The sequence below is a fragment of the Vibrio sp. TMPB1044 genome, assembly GCF_030442075.1.
Taxonomy (GTDB): Bacteria; Pseudomonadota; Gammaproteobacteria; order Enterobacterales; family Vibrionaceae; genus Vibrio; species Vibrio satsumensis.
On sequence record NZ_JAUJED010000023.1, the window covers coordinates 228056 to 246500 of the forward strand.

At 46.6% G+C, this 18445-nt stretch carries 3 protein-coding genes; 2 read left to right on the forward strand and 1 reads right to left on the reverse strand.

Annotation, left to right across the window (positions count from 1 at the left end):
- Window positions 1–183 precede the first annotated feature (183 nt).
- Window positions 184–16542 carry a tandem-95 repeat protein gene (locus QQ041_RS17010; protein WP_285954561.1) on the reverse strand — a complete coding sequence of 5453 codons (16359 nt, stop codon included), beginning with the start codon at window positions 16540–16542 and terminating at the stop codon, window positions 184–186.
- Window positions 16543–16730: 188 nt separating this feature from the next.
- Here QQ041_RS17010 and QQ041_RS17015 point away from each other — a divergent pair, with 188 nt between their 5' ends.
- Window positions 16731–17090, forward strand: coding sequence for a hypothetical protein (locus QQ041_RS17015; RefSeq protein ID WP_146491668.1), 360 nt, complete (start codon window positions 16731–16733; stop codon window positions 17088–17090).
- 3 nt (window positions 17091–17093) lie between these two features.
- On the forward strand, window positions 17094–18443 hold the full coding sequence (locus QQ041_RS17020; RefSeq protein WP_285954562.1) for an HlyD family type I secretion periplasmic adaptor subunit: 1350 nt from the start codon (window positions 17094–17096) through the stop codon (window positions 18441–18443).
- The last annotated feature ends 2 nt before the right edge of the window (window positions 18444–18445 follow it).

Sequence of the window (18445 nt, forward strand, 5' to 3'; positions counted from 1 at the left end):
GTAACTAAGAACATTCTTGTAGATTCTCAGGTTTTTTGAAGCCAAAGAATGAATCTCAGCGACAAATAAGAAAGCCATGCAAAGGTCACTCTACATGGCTTTGCTCAGGGCAACTTTACGCTGCCCTATCTACTTGTTGGTTTAAACTAAATATCGGTTCAGACTAAAACTAAGCCCTTTCGATTAAATCGAGCTTTGGTCGAAGTCGTTGCCTTGATCGGTTCCAGTTTGAGAGTCTGAATCGAAGCTTCCAGAGTCGTCCGTGAAGTCAACACCTTGATCTTGACCACCTGAACTTGTCCAGTCGCTGCCACCAGATTCCATACCCGCCATGTCCGGTTGCTGCTCTTGCGTAGAACCTTGCATGGTGTATTGATCATCGACCTCAACTTCAACAGAACCGCTTGCACCGTCTATTGAGCTACCCAATTCGTCGTAACCTTGGAATTGGATCTCGCTAGTACCTTCATAACCTTCTGGAAGTTCGACAGATACAGGCTGCTCTAGGTTGCCACTGATTGTGAAGCTACCATCACCGTTATCCAGTGCATTGCTCACAGTAGCGCCCTCAGGTAAGCCAGACATATCAGCATAATCGACCGATTCGTTACCACTCACCTCATCTGGAATCGAGATAGAAATAGTATCGCCAGGTGCCGCGGTTACATCTGCTGTGCTGTCTTCAGCTTCAGCATCTTGAGCTTGGTCTTCAGCTTGTTGAGCCACTTCCACTTGTTGCTCTTCTGTTGCTTGAGCAGCTTGAACTTGTAGTTCATCACTTTGCACTGATTCATCGGCCACTTGGATACTTACGCTGTGGCTTGATACTTCACCGCCGTCGTTGACTTCAACATTCATCGCTAAATTGCCATCGAAGTCCTCATTCGGCCAATAAGTCCACTCGCCTTCACCAGATTCAGCAAAGAAGCCTGCATCATTCGCGTCTGCAACATCAACAACTTGTGCTGTATCGCTAACGCCTAACTCATCCACCAGCTGAGACTCTGTGATAGGTAATGAACCGTCATCCGCTAAGGCGTAACCTTCATTCTCGGCTGCTTCATCACCACCTTGGATATCCACATTGAAGAAGCTTTCGATACGATTTTCGCCATCGGTAGCGATAAACCCAACTTGAACATCGCCGGTGTAGTCTTCAGCAGGAGTGAATTGATAGTTACCTTGGTTATCGCTCTCAATTACGCCCTGACCTTCCATCAAGCTTACTGACTCAATGCTCATGCTATCGCCTTCTGCATCGCTCAGGTTCGCTAACATGTCTTCATCAGTGAACGACAAGGTTGCATCCGCTGCGATTTCAGTGGTTGTGATGCTGTTAATTTCTGGTGCTGCATTCTCTTGCGAGTCGCCTTCTTTCACGACTACGCCAGTTTGCTCATCATGAAGCACGCCATCTTTATCAACTACGTACGCAATGTCTGCTTCGCCCGTGAAGCCTGGTGCTGGTGTGAACGTCCACGTGCCATCGCCATTATCGACAATCTCACCTTGGCTGCGGTCTGCTAGATGAACCAGTTTCACTTCATCGTCGCTGTCAGCATCCACATTCTCAGCTAAACCTATTAGGTCATCAGCGGTTAGGATGATGGAATCACCCGCTACGGTCTCGAAATCACCAGAATCGATGCCATCTTCAAACGCTTCTGGCTCATCTCCGTAATCAACTGTTGTTGCACTTACGGTTACGAAGAACTCACCATGGAAGTCTTCAGGAGGCGTCATTTGAATGTTTGATATATCCCAGTCGAACAGGTCGATGTACTGACCCGGCTCAGTGATCATCACGGTATTCACACCATCGGTTACCTCGAATCCAACAGGGAAACCTGTCATCACCAAGTTACTTAGTGTTTCGGAATCATCGACTAGGCCAACGTTCAGTCCCAAGTGACCCGTTTCATCTTCGCCGAACACTAATGGACCATCATGGTCTGTTGAAATAACCGCGCCATCTGCGACAGGACGTACGAACACTGGAACATCGAGAATCGTTTCAAACTCACCGTCACTCACGACAACTTGTAGGTCAGAAACGCCTGCGAAGTCGCCTGTTGGTGTGAATGTCCAAGTTCCATCACCGTTGTCCGTTACTTCACCACCATCTTCACCGTCTGCGGTGATAATGCGAGAAACAACAAGGTCAGCGGTATCAATGTCACCGAACAAGTTCATCAAGTCGCCAGCATCGAAGGTGAACGCGCCATCTTCGTTTGTGGTCATCATTGCGTTGCCGACATTGAATGGAGCGTCATTAACTGGAATCACATCCACATTCAGTGAACCATCAACCACTTCTTCACCATCGGTTGCCTGATAACCCAGCTCTACCAAGCCATTAAAGTCTTGAGTAGTCACTAAGTGATACATACCGTCAGGCTGCTGAGTTAAGGTCGCATTGGCTGGAGCTCGAACTGAAATGCTTTCGATGCTGATCTCGTCACCATCTAGATCCGTCACTTGATCCGCAATGTAAGCTGGGTCAATCACCATGACCACATCTTCCTCGCCTTGCATCTCAATCGTAGGTGCTTCAGGTGCATCGTTCACTGGCGTAACGTCGATGTTACCGTCTACTGAAATTGTCTCTTGTCCATCGCTAACGTTAAACGTCATTGGCACATCGCCATTGAAATTTTCGTTTGGCGTAAATGACCAAGTACCATCTTCGTTGTCTAGCAACTCACCCAAGCTAGGGTCGATTTGTAGACCCGAAGCTGACAGCTCGTCTGCGGTGTTATCGATATCCGTCGCTTGAGCTAACAACATGTCTTGTGTGATAAGGATAGTGCTGTCTTCGGCTGTGGTTAGGTTCACACCCTCTGATTCAGGTCCATCGTTCACAGCCAGAACTTCAATACCCGCCGTTGTTGTTGCAGTCGCACCGTCATCGTCCGTCACGACCACATCTAGGCTGATATCACCATTAAAGTTCTCACTCGGCGTGAAGGTCACAGAACCATCATCGTTTTGAACCAATGCGCCATCAGAGCCTGTGTAAGTAACGCTTTCAAGCGACACTTCACCATCAACGTCAGAGCTATTCGCAATTAACTGCTCAGGGCTCAATGTGATGGTGCCATCTTCGTTCATTTGGTAAGACGTTGCGCCCGCTACTGGTGCATCGTTAACGTCTGTTACCGTTACATCAATATTGGCATCGACTGTCTCAGTGCCATCAAACACTGTGAAGCCAAGGTTTACATCGCCATAGAAGTTCTCGTTTGGAGCAAAGCTGTAAGTGCCATCGCCATTGTCGGTGAACACACCCTCTGCGCCTGTGTAAGACACATCGGCAACTGAAAGCTCGTCACCATCAATATCAGAAGCACCCGCTAGCAGTTGCTCGTCTGTAAAGGTAAGTGAACCATCTTCTTCAATGGTGTAAGCGACATCTTCTACAACCGCAATGTCATTCACTGGATTCACAGTAAGGTCGGCCGTTGCAACAACCGTTTCAGTACCATCAGAAAGGTCGAAGCTTAGGTCAATGTCGCCATTGAAATCAGCATCTGGTGTGATGGTAAATGAACCATCATCGTTTGCCGTTACTGTTGCGTTGTCACCTGCCGTTAGGTTTGCAGCGGTAAGGTCATCGCCATCCACATCAGAAGCGTGAGCCAGCAATTGCTCTTGGCTTAGGGTGATTGAACCATCTTCATCCACTGAGTAAGCCAAGTCGCCAGAGACTGGAGCGTCGTTGACTGCGATAACGTCAATACCCGCGGTAATTTGCGCGGTGGCACCGTCTTCATCGGCAACAGTCACATCTAGGCTGACACTACCGTTGAAGTTTTCATTTGGTGCGAAGCTGTAAGTACCGTCACCGTTATCCGTAAAGATACCGTCTGCACCCGTGTAAGAAACGTCACTAATGGATACATCACCTTCAATATCTGAGCTGTTCGCAAGAAGCTGAGCATCAGAGATAATAATCACATTATCTTCATCGACGCTGTAGGTCGTTGAACCTACAACTGGTAGGTCGTTGACGGCAATAACGTCGATGCCTGCCGTTGTTTCAGCCGTTGCGCCATCTTCATCCATAACAGATACATCAAGGCTGATATCACCGTTAAAGTTTTCATTTGGCGAGAAGGTGTAAGTACCATCACCATTATCAGTAAACACACCATCCGTGCCGCTGTAGCTTACATCGCTAACAAACACTTCCCCTTCAACATCTGAACTATTCGCCAGTAGTTGTGCATCGCTCAGGGTAATGCTGCCATCTTCTTCAACGCTGTAAGAGGTTGTGCCAGCAACTGGTACATCATTGATTGGTACAACTTGAACATCAATGTTCGCCGAGACCACATCGATGCCATCGCTGACATCGTAAGTTAGGTCGACGTTACCGTTGAAGTTCTCATTTGGAGCAAAGGTGTAAGTGCCATCGCCATTATCCGTGAACACACCATCAGTGCCTTCATAGTTAACAGATTCTACTGATAGGTCATCACCATCAATATCGGTTGCACCAGCCAGTAACTGCTCATTGGTGAAGGTTAACGAGCCATCTTCGTTAATGGTGTAGTCATGGTCGTAAATCACAGATAGGTCGTTTACTGCCGTGACTGTGACATCAAGCTCAGCAGGAGTCACTCCACCATTACCATCATCTACGTTGTAGCTAATGGAGAATTCACCATTGAAGTTCTCTTCTGGGGTGATGGTGTAGGTACCATCACCGTTATCAGTGATTAGCGCGTTGTCGATGGAAATGTCACCAACACTTGGTTCGTTACCATCGGTATCACCAGAATCATCACCTTCATCGCCGGTTAGCAATTCAGAGATATCAATGCCGTTTTCATTCGCGAGCGCTTCTTCTGCGGTTGGCAAGTCGAATGCATTTTGAGTGCCTACATCTTGGCTTGGAACAATAACGCCGTTCACGATATCGAATACATGCCAATGATCACCTGATGGGTTATCTGATAAGTCTGGGCTGAAGGTTTCAACCAATGTATCGCCTACAAACACCTGAACCTGTACATCTTCAACACCATCTACATCCCAACTTCTACTGGTGTAGTTGTGTACTGAATAGTGCATGTCAGCATCTTGATAATTTGGAATAGTGATGGTTTCAGGACCACCGCCATTCGTGTCATCTACATCTTGCTGAACGACATTACCTTCACCCAAATCATGGCTCATGTCGCGATAGTAAATATGGTCTAGCTCGTTGCCATTTTCTGTATCGTAGAGCCATAGATGGTTGTCCATATCACGTGGGCTTTCACCCCATGTGACCACGATACGCATATCTGTTTCTTCAAGCACTTCAGATATTGCGGTCACGCCACCATTAGTATCTTCACCTGCTGGGATCAGGAAGCTGCTGGTAATAGAGCCTTCTTGTTCAATAGTTACGGTACCTTGGTCAACAACTGGACCGCTCACAGAGTAGTTACCAGATTGGTCTGTCACAGTGGTGTACGAGTGACCTGCGTTATCGGTCATTGTGACATCTGCACCAACGACTGGGCTACCCGTTTCAGCATCCAGCACAGTACCGGTTACGGTCGTTTCATCGCCCTGCTCTCCGATAATTGCGGTCATGTCATCGTCTTCGATGTCAGTCGCGAATTGTAAGAGTTCTTCTTGAGTAATGGTGTACGAACCATCCTCTTCAATGGTTATCGCCACATCAGCAGAAACAATTGGCGCGTCGTTAACTGGATCAACGGTCAAGCCCAAGTTAGCGGCAATTGGTGTGTCGCCATCGCTGATGCTGTAGGCAACATCGATGTAGCCATTGAAGTTTTCGCTTGGAGTGATTGAGAACGTACCATCACCATTATCGACAATCGTTGCATCGTCACCGACCAAGGTTAAGTCGGAAGCGACAAGGTCATCACCTTCAATATCAGCGGCATTCGCTAGTAACTGCTCCTGTGTGATAGTGATGACGTTGTCTTCATCAACGTTCGCGTAAACATCAGATGTCGTTGGCAAGTCATTGGCCGGGTTTACCGTCAGATCGGCGTTCGCCAAAATCGTCTCAGTACCGTCCGAAATATCAAAGCTTAGGTCGATATCGCCATTGAAGTCAGCATCCGGTGTTACCGTGAAGGTACCATCGCCATTATCAACTACGGTCGCATTATCCCCCGCACTTAGGTTGCTTGCCGTTAGGTCATCGCCATCAACATCACTCGCTTGGGCAAGTAATTGCTCTTGGCTTAGGTTAATCGAACCATCTTCATCAATGCTGTACGCCAAGTCACCCGATACTGGAGCATCATTAACAGGCATAACATCAATGCTTGCGTTAGTTGCTACGGTTGCGCCATCTTCATCAGTAACGACAACATCCAGGCTGACATCACCGTCGAAGTTCGCGTTTGGTGCGAAGCTAAATGTGCCGTCACCATTGTCAGTAAAGATGCCGTCAGCGCCTGCGTAGTTAACGCTATCAATCGCCACTTCACCTTCGATATCAGAAGCATTCGCCAACAGTTGCTCTGAACTTATGGTGATAACTTCGTCTTCGTTCACTGAGTAGCTGGTTACACCTGCGATTGGCGGATCGTTCACCTCAAGAACACTAATACCCGCGGTTGTCGCTTCTGTTGCACCCTCTTCATCGGTAACGACAACATCTAGGCTAACTTCACCATTGAAGTTTTCGTTTGGTAAGAAGGTGTAAGTACCATCGCCATTGTCTTCAAAGACACCGTCTGTGCCAGAGTAAGTCACGCTATCAACGGCAACATCACCTTCAATATCCGAAGAGTTAGCTAGAAGCTGCTCATCGCTGATGGTAATTGAGTTGTCTTCATGAACTGTGTAAGACGTGCTACCCGCAACAGGCGGATCGTTCTCTGGTGTCACGCTGACATCAATGTTGGCCTGAACGGTATCCGTGCCATCTGACACATCAAAGCTGAAGTTCACATCACCATTGAAGTTCTCGTTTGGCGCAAAGCTGTAGCTTCCGTCGCCATTGTCAGTAAGAACACCGTCGGCACCAGTGTAAGTCACACCTTCAACCGATAGGTTATCCCCATCGATATCGGTAGCACCTGTCAGCAAGTCTTCATCTGTGAAGTTCAAGATGCCGTCTTCGCCAATGCTGAACGTTTGATCTTGTGGTTGTGGAAGGTCATTAACTGGATTAACGGTGAGGTCAGCCGTCGCAACCAGCGTGTCTGTACCGTCGCTAATGTCGAACGTTAGGTCAATGTCGCCATTGAAGTTCGCATCTGGCGTAATGGTAAAGCTACCATCATCGTTAGCAACAACTGTCGCGTCTCCATCAACAATTAAGTTAGAAGCAGTCAGGTCGTCTCCGTCTACATCGCTAGCTTGAGAAAGAAGTTGCTCTTGGCTCAAGGTAATTGAACCGTCTTCCTCTACGCTGTATGCCAAGTCTCCTGATACTGGAACATCATTGATTGGTAGGACATCAACCGTAATATGAGTATCAACTTGAGCGCCGTCTTCATCTTGAATGGTCACATCCAACTGCACTTGGCCGTTGAAGTTTTCATTCGGTGCAAAGCTACATGTGCCGTCACCATTGATTGAGAAGATTCCGTCTGGGCCGTCGTAGTTGATCTCAACAAGTTGTACGTCACCTTCAATATCAGAGGCGTTCAGCAGAACTTGAGACTCATTAAAGGTCAGTACCGAGTCTTCATCGATAGTGTAAGACGTTGGGCCAGCAACTGGCGGATCGTTCACTTCTAGAACCGTAATGCCCGCAGTCGTCGATACGGCTGCATCGTCTTCATCCACAACAACCACGTCTAGGCTAACTTCGCCATTAAAGTTTTCGTTTGGAGAGAAGGTGTATGTGCCGTTACCGTTGATTTCTAGAACACCGTCACTGCCACTATAGGTAACACTATCAATCGCCACTTCCCCTTCAATATCTGAAGAGTTCGCTAACAATTGTTCGTTACTGATCGTGATGGAGTTGTCTTCATGAACCGTGTAAGACGTGCTACCCGCGACAGGTGGATCATTCTCTGGCGTCACGCTGACATCAATGTTAGCAGTTACCGTATCGGTACCATCTGATACATTGAACGAGAAGTTCACATCGCCATTGAAGTTTTCGTTTGGCGCGAAGCTGTATGTGCCATCGCCATTATCGGTTAGAACACCATCTGCACCAGTGTAAGTCACACCTTCAACGCTTAGGTCGTCCCCTTCAATGTCCGTCGCACCTGTTAATAGGTCTTGGTCTGTGAAGGTTAATACACCATCTTCATTGACTGTAAATGCTTGATCTTGTGCTTCTGGACCATCGTTCACAGGTGAAACTGTTAGTTCTAGATTGGTAGAGATAACATCATCACCATCAGACACATCAAACGTAAGGCTAACATCGCCATTGAAGTCAGCATCTGGCGTTAATGTGTAAGTACCATCACCGTTATCTGTGATAGTTACGCTGTCGTCATCAGTCGCTAAGTTCAGCGCTGTTAGTTGGTCACCATCTAGATCACTAGCATTGGCCAGCAGATCTTCTTGCGAGACCACAATGGAGCCATCTTCTTGAACGGTAGCAGCGACAGGTAGAGCTTCAGGAGCATGATCAACTGTCACTCCCGTCGCATTAATGTAGATAGTTTGAGAGACCACCTCAGAGTCATCATTTGATAATTCTGTCGCGGTAGCGGTTACATGAACTTCAAGATGTTGATTAAAATCTTCTGGTAACTGGAGTTGTAATTCGTTGTCGATCGCTGTTATTGGAAGGTTTATCGCGCCATCTGGGCCTACCGTAATTTCACCGCTGTAGATTTGGCTATTCACTTCCCCCACATCAATCGTGAAGTTGAAGTCGGTATAGTCAGCATCTCCGCCACCATACAAATCTTCAAATCCGTAAACCAGCTCGCCGTCTTCATTAACCGTCGTGCGTGTATGTTCTATACCATCTTGGTTTAGCTGAGAGCTTGAACCACCATGGAAGATCGCGTCACCATTCTGGCCTTGAACTACAGTTTCAGTTCCATCGGCAGCAACAAACACAAGTTGAGGATCAACCGTATCCATGTTTGCAGGCGAACCATCCGCTGCACGGAACTCGTACTGACCGTCTTGCATCGCATCAAAGTCGTTGTGCTGATGTCCGTTTGGAATTAAGAACAGGTTAAAACTCTCACCTTCCTCGACTTGGAAGCTGAACTGGTCTTGTCCTGGAACAAGGTCACCGCCACCGCCAACTTGTGACGCGTTTTCGTAAACAACTTCAACACCCGTGATGTTGCCGTCTTCGTCGACTTTGTAGTAACCCGCTGCGTTTTGGTAACCTGCCGTTTCACCTTCAAACGTTACTGTAATTTCTGTGTCGTTGTAACTGGTGATGCCGTTCTCTTGGTCATTCAGAACGCCTTCGTTATCGTATTGAATAACCGAACCTTCTGGCACACCATCAACCGTTACCGTCAGTGTTTCTGATAGATCTTGGTCTACCAGTGCCGCCGCAATATTAAGCTCAACAATGCCGCCTGGCTCAACCAAAATAGCTTGGTCATCAACGTTAACGCCATCGCCATCGGTAATCACAAGATCCGGCGCATCCGCGACCGCTTCAATGTGAACATTGAGGTCTTGCTCTACTTCAGCTGTACCGTCGGTCACGGTAAAGCTAAACTGCAAATCACCACTAAAGTGCTCTTCAGGAACGAAGCTGAACGTGCCATCACCGTTGTCGGTTACTGTACCTTCATCACCAGAGTAATTGATGCTGGTAACGCTTAGGTCGTCGCCATCAATATCAATCGCACCACTCAATAGATCTTCTTGAGTGAACAGGATGCTGCCATCCTCTTCGATGTGGTACATGCCTGGAGCAACAATTGGAATGTCATTCACCGGATTCACAGTCAATATCATGTCATTGGCGGTACTGAGTTCACCATCACTCACTTCATAGGTGAATGCGATATCACCATTGAAGTTTTCCGAAGGTGTCACTGTGTAAGTACCATCGCCATTGTCTACGATACTTGCATTCGGATCGTTGGTTTCTAGCGCGCTCGCAAACAGCTCATCACCATCTTGGTCGCTCGCGTTCTCTAGCAACATCGCTTGTGTAACCAGAATTGAACCGTCTTCGTCGACATCTGCAACCATTGGTGTTGCTTCTGGTGCGTCATTGACGAATTCGACTTTCAGGTCGATGTTTGCAGCCACCACATCAGTGCCGTCGCTCACATCAAACGCTAGATCAACATTGCCGAAGAAGCCCAGCTCTGGCGTTAATGTATATGTTCCATCACCGTTATCCGTGACTTCTACCGTGTCGCTTGCGCTAGTCACATTCACCACAGACAGCTCATCGCCTTCAATGTCTGTCGCTTGTGCTAATAGTTCAGCTTCGGTAATGGTAATGGCTTGACCGTCTTCCGTAGTGAAAGAAATGTCCGGCACATCTGGCGCATCGTTGATAGGGTTTACGGTTAGGTTCAGGTCGGCTGCAACTGTCTCGATGGCATCAGTCACATCGTAAGTAAACTCAATCTCACCAAAGAAATCGGCACTTGGTGTGATTGTGAAACTACCATCTGAGTTTTCTACGATAACCGCATTTGGATCGTTGGTAGCTAAGTTAACCGCTTCAAGGTTGTCGCCATCAACATCGGTTGCATTCGCCAACAAATCCTCTTGAGTGATAGTGATTGAACCATCTTCATCAACTGCCGCTTGAATTGGACCGCTCACTTCAGGGCCTTCGTTGACAATCTCAACGTCAACTCTTGCCGTGCTTGGTGCGCTAGCTTGACCATCACTGATATCGAAGGTCAGATTCACCTCACCATAGAAGTTCTCTGCAGGTTCAAAGGTAAAGGTGTTGTCGCCGTTATCGGTCAAACTACCTTGCGTTTGATCGACCAGTAACAGGTTTTCGACATGGAGAATGTCACCATCAACATCCGTAGCGCCAGATAGAAGGTCTTTCGCTTCAATGACAATAGAGCCATTTTCTAGCATTTGGGTGTGTAGCGGCTCACCTGGAACTGGAACATCGTTAACAGGCACAACCGTTAGGTCTAGATGCGTTGCCACTTCATCGGTACCATCGAACACCTTGTAGTCGATGTCGATTTCACCGTTGAAGTTCTCATTCGGCATGAAGGTAAACGTACCATCGCCGTTATCAACTAGCTCACCGTCATCACCACCGTAAGTGATGTCAGAAATCGACAACGCATCGCCTTCTACATCCGTGGTGTTCGCCAACAAGTCATCAGCGCTGAACGTGATACCTTGATCTTCGTCTGTCGATAAAACAATTGGGCCAGAAACGATTGGCGCATCATTCACCGATTCGAAGTTGATGTTGATGATGTTGTCGTCAGTTAACTCACCATCGCTAACTTGGTACCCTAGCTCAATTTCACCGTGGAAGTTTTCATCCGGTGTTACTGTCCAAGTGCCATCACCGTTATCTGTTAGTGTTGCATGCTCTGAGTTTTCACCCACCAGCTCTAGATTCTGAATATCAAGGTCATCACCATCGATATCTGATGCTTGAGCGAGTAACTGTTCTTCAGTTATTACAACAGAAGCAAACTGAGCAGAACCTTCCGTATCGATAGTGATATTAGGAAGATCAGCCGTTAGCTCGATTTCGTTGTCACCCGCATGGATGTTCAACTCAACCGTTTCAGTGATTTCTGAACCGTCTACACCAATCGATGTAAACACGGCTTCATCATGAAATGTTTGTGACACTGTCATGTTTTGAACGACGTAAGTACCATTACCTTGCACGGTACCAAGTTCAAAGTAAGACACCGGCTCATTTACCGTAAGCGTATAGTCGGTCTCGAAAGTACCACGGTCTTCTTTGTGGTAAGTCATCGAGTCAATTAGGTCGCCATCCTCATTGAACGCTTTGATTTCTACTTCTGTAAAGTGACGAGACTCTTCCATGAACCAGCCACCCAAACCATCTAGGTGGAAGCTGATTTCGTTGATGTCTTGGCCTTCAACAGAAATAGTCAGTTTCTCATCACCACTCAGACCTTGGCGGTCGGTGTCACCGATACCATGACCAATATGAGTATTACCATTCCATGCACCCAGCGGATCATCGTTACTTTGAACCGTAACCGTTAAGTCACCATCCGAGAACTCACGAGTATATGGATCAACTTCCGTTCCCCAGTCATCCACGCTCGCATTATCATCGAAGGTACCAATTTGTGTTGTATGAGTACCGTTTGCTAGAGCATCTTCACTTGGCACGAAACGTACTTCCGTGTCAGCCGGTACCTCTTGACCAACTTCCAGTACTACCCACTCATTATCAAGATTAGCTTCGATGATGCCGTTTTCCGGTGCTTGATCTAGACGTAATGCAGGCTCTTCACGAAGCGTTACACCAACTGTTTGGTCTTCTTTTGCTTGGATGAAGATCTCTTCACCCGCTTCTGGCGCGTCATTGACAGGATTAACGGTTAAATCCAGTGTGGTCAGAACTTCATTTTCACCATCGCTGATGCTGTATGTGAAATCTAACTCGCCATTGAAGTTCTCGGTGTGCGTAATAGTGAAAGAACCATCGTCATTTGCAACGATAGTCGCATCAGGATCATTGGTTTGCAGGTTAGACGCCGTTAACTCATCACCCTCAACGTCAGTAGCATTCGCAAGCAGCTGCTCTTGAGTAATAGTGATTGAATTATCTTCGTCGACTTCAGCTTCAATACCGGACGTTTCAGGGCCGTCATTCACAGCGATAACATCAATGCCTGCTGTCGTAGTAGCAGTAGCGCCATCTTCGTCAACGACAACAACATCAAGTGAGATATCACCGTCGAAGTTTTCGTTTGGCGTAAAGGTAAATGTGCCATTACCGTTATCAACGAATGAGCCATCATCACCGCCATAACTCACACTTGATAGTGAAACATCGCCTTCAACATCGGAAGAATTCGCCAGTAGCTGTTCAGCACTGATAGTGATTTGACCATCTTCTTGAACGGTGTAAGCCGTCGAGCCCGCGACAGGTGGATCATTCTCAGGTGTCACGCTGACATCAATAACAGCAGCCGTCGAGCCGGTGCCATCAGAAACATCGAATGAGAATTGAACATCACCATTGAAGTTCTCGTTTGGTGCAAAGCTATAAGTACCGTCACCATTGTCACTCAGAACACCATCTGCACCTGTGTAAAGGACATTTTCAATCGACAGCTCATCACCCTCAATATCCGATGCGCCAGCAAGTAGGTCTTCGTCCGTAAACAGTAATGTGCCATCTTCTTCAATGGTGAACTGTTGATCTTGCGCTTGTGGCAAGTCATTAAGTGGATTAACTGTGATATCGAGACCAACTTGAACCTCACCACCATCGTTGTCGATGACGTCGAAACTTAGGTCGAGGTCGCCGTTGTAATCAGCGTCTGGTGTAATGGTATAGCTGCCATCCTCGTTTTGTTGGATGGTCGCGTTTTCATCAGTCGATAGATTGATCGCTTCTAGATTATCGCTATCGATGTCTCCCGCTCGTGCTAACAATTGATCTTGTGTCAGCGTAATTGAGCTGTCTTCGTTGATGGTGTAAGCCAAGTCGCCCGATACTGGTGGATCGTTGATTGGCAGAACATCAACATTGATGTGAGTTTCAACCGTTGCGCCATTCTCATCTTGAATCGTAACATCAAGCTGAACCTGACCATTGAAGTTTTCATTTGGTGCGAAGCTACATGTGCCATCACCATTCACGGTGAAGATACCGTCCGACCCGTCGTAATTGATGCCAACAAGTTCCACGTCACCTTCGACATCTGAAGCATTCACAAGAATCTGAGATTCACTGAACGTTAGAACAGAATCTTCATCAATGGTGTATGACATAGGCCCAGCGACAGGTGGATCGTTCACTTCAAGTACGGTAATGCCTGCTGTCGTCTCATCAATAGCGCCTTCTTCGTCTGCAACGATGACATCAAGACTTATATCGCCACTGAAGTTTTCGTTAGGAAGGAAGGTATAGCTGCCATCGCCGTTATCTTGGAACACACCATCTGTGCCACTGTAAGTGACAGTATCAACCGACACCGCACCTTCTACATCAGAAGAGTTTACTAGCAACTGCTCATCAGAAATTGTGATGGCATTGTCTTCGTTCACCATGTATGAGGTTGAGCCCGCAACTGGCGGATCGTTCTCAGGCGTCACACTCACATCAATGTTAGCGCTGACCGTTTCTGTGCCATCAGACACATCGAAACTGAAGTTCACATCGCCATTGAAGTTGTCATTTGGCGCAAAGGTATAAGTACCATCACCGTGGTCAGTTAGAACACCATCACCGCCAGTGTAACTAATTCCCTCAACCGTAAGGTCATCACCATCTACATCAGTTGCGCCTGACAGTAAGTCTGCATCTGTGAATTGCAGGGTACCGTCTTCTTCAATACTAAATTGTTGATCTTGAGGAAACGGTAGATCGTTGACTGGATTAACAGTCAGATCCGCTGTGGCTTGAACGGTATCTGTGCCATCAGTGATATTAAATTGAATATCAATATCACCGTTAAAATTCGCCTCAGGAACAATAGTGAAGCTGCCATCATCATTGGCCGTTACCGTTGCGTTACCATCGACAGTTAAGTCACTCGCGGTTAGGTCATCTCCTTCCATATCCGATGCTTGAGACAACAACTGATCTTGGCTCAATGTAATTGAACCATCTTCGTTTACGTTGTATGCCAAATCACCCGATACTGGTACATCGTTGATTGGCAATACGTCAACATTGATGACGGTTTCAACTTCTGCACCATCTTCATCTCGAATAGTCACATCAAGCTGAACTTGGCCATTAAAGTTCTCATTCGGAGCGAAGCTGCAAGTGCCATCATCATTTACTGAGAAGATGCCATCGGGGCCGTCATAGCTAATGCCGACAAGCTCAACATCTCCTTCGACATCAGAAGCATTAAGCAGTACTTGTGACTCACTGAATGTAAGTACAGAGTCTTCATCAATGGTGTAAGACGTTGGGCCTACAACCGGCGGATCGTTCACTTCAAGAACATTGATACCCACGGTCGTCGCGTCAGTCGCACCATTTTCATCAGCAACAACCACATCCAGTGCAATTTCACCGCTGAAGTTCTCATTTGGCGAGAAGGTGTAAGTGCCGTTACCATTGATTTCCAGGACACCGTCACTACCAGAGTAAGTTACGCTGTCTATCGATACATCACCTTCAATATCAGAAGAGTTCGCCAATAGTTGAGCATCAGAAATGGTAATCGAATTGTCTTCATTCACCGTGTAAGACGTTGAACCTGCAACAGGTGGATCGTTCTCAGGAGTCACGCTAACATCAATGTTTGCTGATACCGTATCGGTGCCATCTGACACGTCGAAGCCGAAGTTTACATCGCCATTGAAGTTCTCGTTTGGAGCGAAAGTGTACGTACCATTACCGTTGTCGGTAAGAATACCGTCGCCACCATCGTAGGTCACACCTTCAACCGTTAGGTTGTCACCTTCAATGTCTGTAGCGCCTGTTAACAGGTCAGCGTCGGTAAAGACAAGCGTTCCGTCTTCCTCGATTTCAAACGTTTTATCTTCAGGAACCGGCGCGTCATTAATCGGACGTACCGTTAAATCAATTGCGCTGCTAATCGTTTCTTGGCCGTCACTGATGTCAAAAGTAAGGTCAAGTTCACCATTAAAGTCAGCTGAAGGAACAACGGTGAAAGTACCATCACCATTGTCTTGAACTGTTGCATCAGCACCAACTTGAACGTTCGAAGCAACAAGCTCGTCCCCATCTACATCACTTGCGTATTCGAGTAATTGTTCTTGAGTGAATGTTATGGAACCGTCTTCATCCATGATGTAAGCCAGATCTTGTTCTGCTTCTGGCGCATCATTTTCACTTTCTACTTGGATTTTGAACGTTTCGCTTACTGTTTCGGAATCAAAGTCATCTTCTACTTCACTGATTGTCTCTTCATCTGAAGCTTGAACATCAACGGCAAATGTCTCTTCGACTGTCTGTGAATCGAGGTCGTCACCGACTTGTTGCTCACCCGATTCAGAAGATGTAGAACTCGGCGCTGCAGAGGTTCGTGCAGCTTGGCCTTGTTCTTCATTACCTTCAGCGTCTGATCCACCTGTCGCAGACTCTGCGTTATCACCACCTACAGCTTGTGCGCCCGCTCCAGCTCCGCCACCACTACCAGCAGCATTGTCCGAACCAGCTTCCGAAGCCGCACCACCGACTACATTGGATTGAGCTGCGTCTGAATTTCCATCGCTTTCTGGCGTCTCGTCTTGAACAGCCGCACCAGAAGCCGACGCATCTTCAGCATTACCTGCGCCACTCGGATTGTCTTCTAAAGCCTGATTAACCTCGTCGGCCGCATCCGTGTTTTCAGCACCCGTCGCTATTGTCGACGCAATCGTATTTTGTTGATTTTGTTGATTCTGCTGTTGGGAGGGTGTACCCGCGTCGTTCGTGTCCGTTTGTTCTACCGCGTCATTTAGATCTTCGTTTTGGTTGTTTTGGTTATTTTCGCCTGCCATTACAGCCTCCGTTGCTACTAGCTAACTGATCGTATTTAGAAGCATTAAAGGACACCATTTTGAAAAACCAAATTTTTATACAACATTTTTCATATTTTCTTTTTAAAGAGAAAGAATCAAAAAAAATTTGAAAACTGCCTTTAAACATCCTTAGTTATTGTGATTAAAGCAATTAAGGCAGTGGAGCAATGATAGACATGACGAATTTGTTGCGCTCAGTCGACGACAACCACAAAGGGCTGCAATTGCTATTAGGCGACTTTTACAATGACTTTTCTGATGCAGCCCTAAATATAGAAGAGCTTCATAAAGGTAATCGTTTTGATGAACTCAGCAGTTATTCAAAAAAATTGAAGACCATCTTAACCTTGCTATGCGACCAAGATCTTCCGCCTAAAATGGCCAAATTGGAACATTTGAGTAAGCACGAATTCCCTGCACCAGAAGATCTTTTAGAGGATGTAAAAACTGAATTGCACAACGTCAATCGACAAATCCATCACTTGTTGGATATTAAGGAAGTTGTAGATGACGAGTCATCGAGGTAGGTCATGAGCAATAAACAAATAGAACATCACCTCAGAAAAGCACTCGTTTCTAACAACGAGGCTTCCAAGGTCACAGCAGATGACACCATAGTGCTTGCAAGTGCGATGACTAGCGTTCACAAGACGTTACTCATCATTTTTCTACTTGCTTTGGTGGCTATCGCCGTGGCGTCACAAGCACGCATCGACATAGTTGTTTCTGTACGTGGCGAACTACTATTGGAGTCTGATGTTGAGAAGGTTCAACATCTGGAGGGTGGGATATTAGAAGAGCTGTTAGTGAGAAAAGGAGAAGTTGTGTATGAAGGCCAGCCTATTGCTCGAATCCGTTCACTCGACCGTAACACCCAACTCGATACAGTGAATACCGAAATCATTCAGCTGGAACTCGATAAAATCCGTTATGAAAGCTTGCGTGACATGGTCGAACCAAACTTTGCTTCTTACATCGAAAATTACCCAGAACAAGTTCAAGTCAACATGAATACGTGGCAGCAAGAGTTCTCGAAGAACCGCTCCAACGAAGAGCTGATCACTCACGATATTAAACACAAAAACTCTTTGATTGGATCAATGCTAAAACGTCGTAAAAGCTCAGATAACCAACTATCGCTAATTCGCAAACAACTCGACATCAAAAATACGCTTTATAAAGAAGAGATGGCGTCATATGTCGACGTTCTAAATATGAAAGTACAAGAATCCAATATGGTTCGTGAGATTGAAAACCTTGATGAGTCGGTCATGAACGAACGTTTCCAACTCGACAAACTCGAGAAACAACATCGAGATTTGGTTGAGAACCGTAACTCCGAGTACCAAGCACAAATCATTCAAGCCAATAAAGATCTCAAACTGAAACGGATCCTTCAACCACAACATTCCGACAAGGTTGATCGCTTAATCGTCTACTCGCCAGTCGATGGTGTGGTCGACAAGTTACACTTCAACTTCCGCTCTGCGGTAATACCACCCGGCGAGAGTATCGCTGATATTGCACCAATCAATAACTCCCTACACGGTGAAGCGAAAATCCCGCGTAAAGACATGGGGTTTGTTGAAATTGGCCAAGCGGTAAAAGTAAAAATGGATACCTATAACTTCGCAAAATATGGATTTGTTGAGGGAACCATCGCCTCAATCAGCCGTTCATCCTATGAAGAAGAAGATGCTGAATTCTATTTGGCAGAGATTGAGATTGATCGAAACTTTCTTGAACGAGGAGGCACTCAATACAAGTTATCGCCCTATATGGAATTTACCGCAGATGTAAAAACAGGCTCGCGTCGCGTGATCGAATACGCAGCGAAACCTGTGATGTCTGCCATCGAAGATGCATTCGATGAGAGGTAATC

What these genes read in the sequence shown, in the direction of transcription:
- QQ041_RS17020 (WP_285954562.1), top strand. Translation starts at nt 17,094, where the DNA reads ATGAGCAATAAACAAATAGAACATCACCTCAGAAAAGCACTCGTTTCT.
- QQ041_RS17015 (WP_146491668.1), top strand. Translation starts at nt 16,731, where the DNA reads ATGATAGACATGACGAATTTGTTGCGCTCAGTCGACGACAACCACAAA.
- QQ041_RS17010 (WP_285954561.1), bottom strand. Translation starts at nt 16,542, where the DNA reads ATGGCAGGCGAAAATAACCAAAACAACCAAAACGAAGATCTAAATGAC.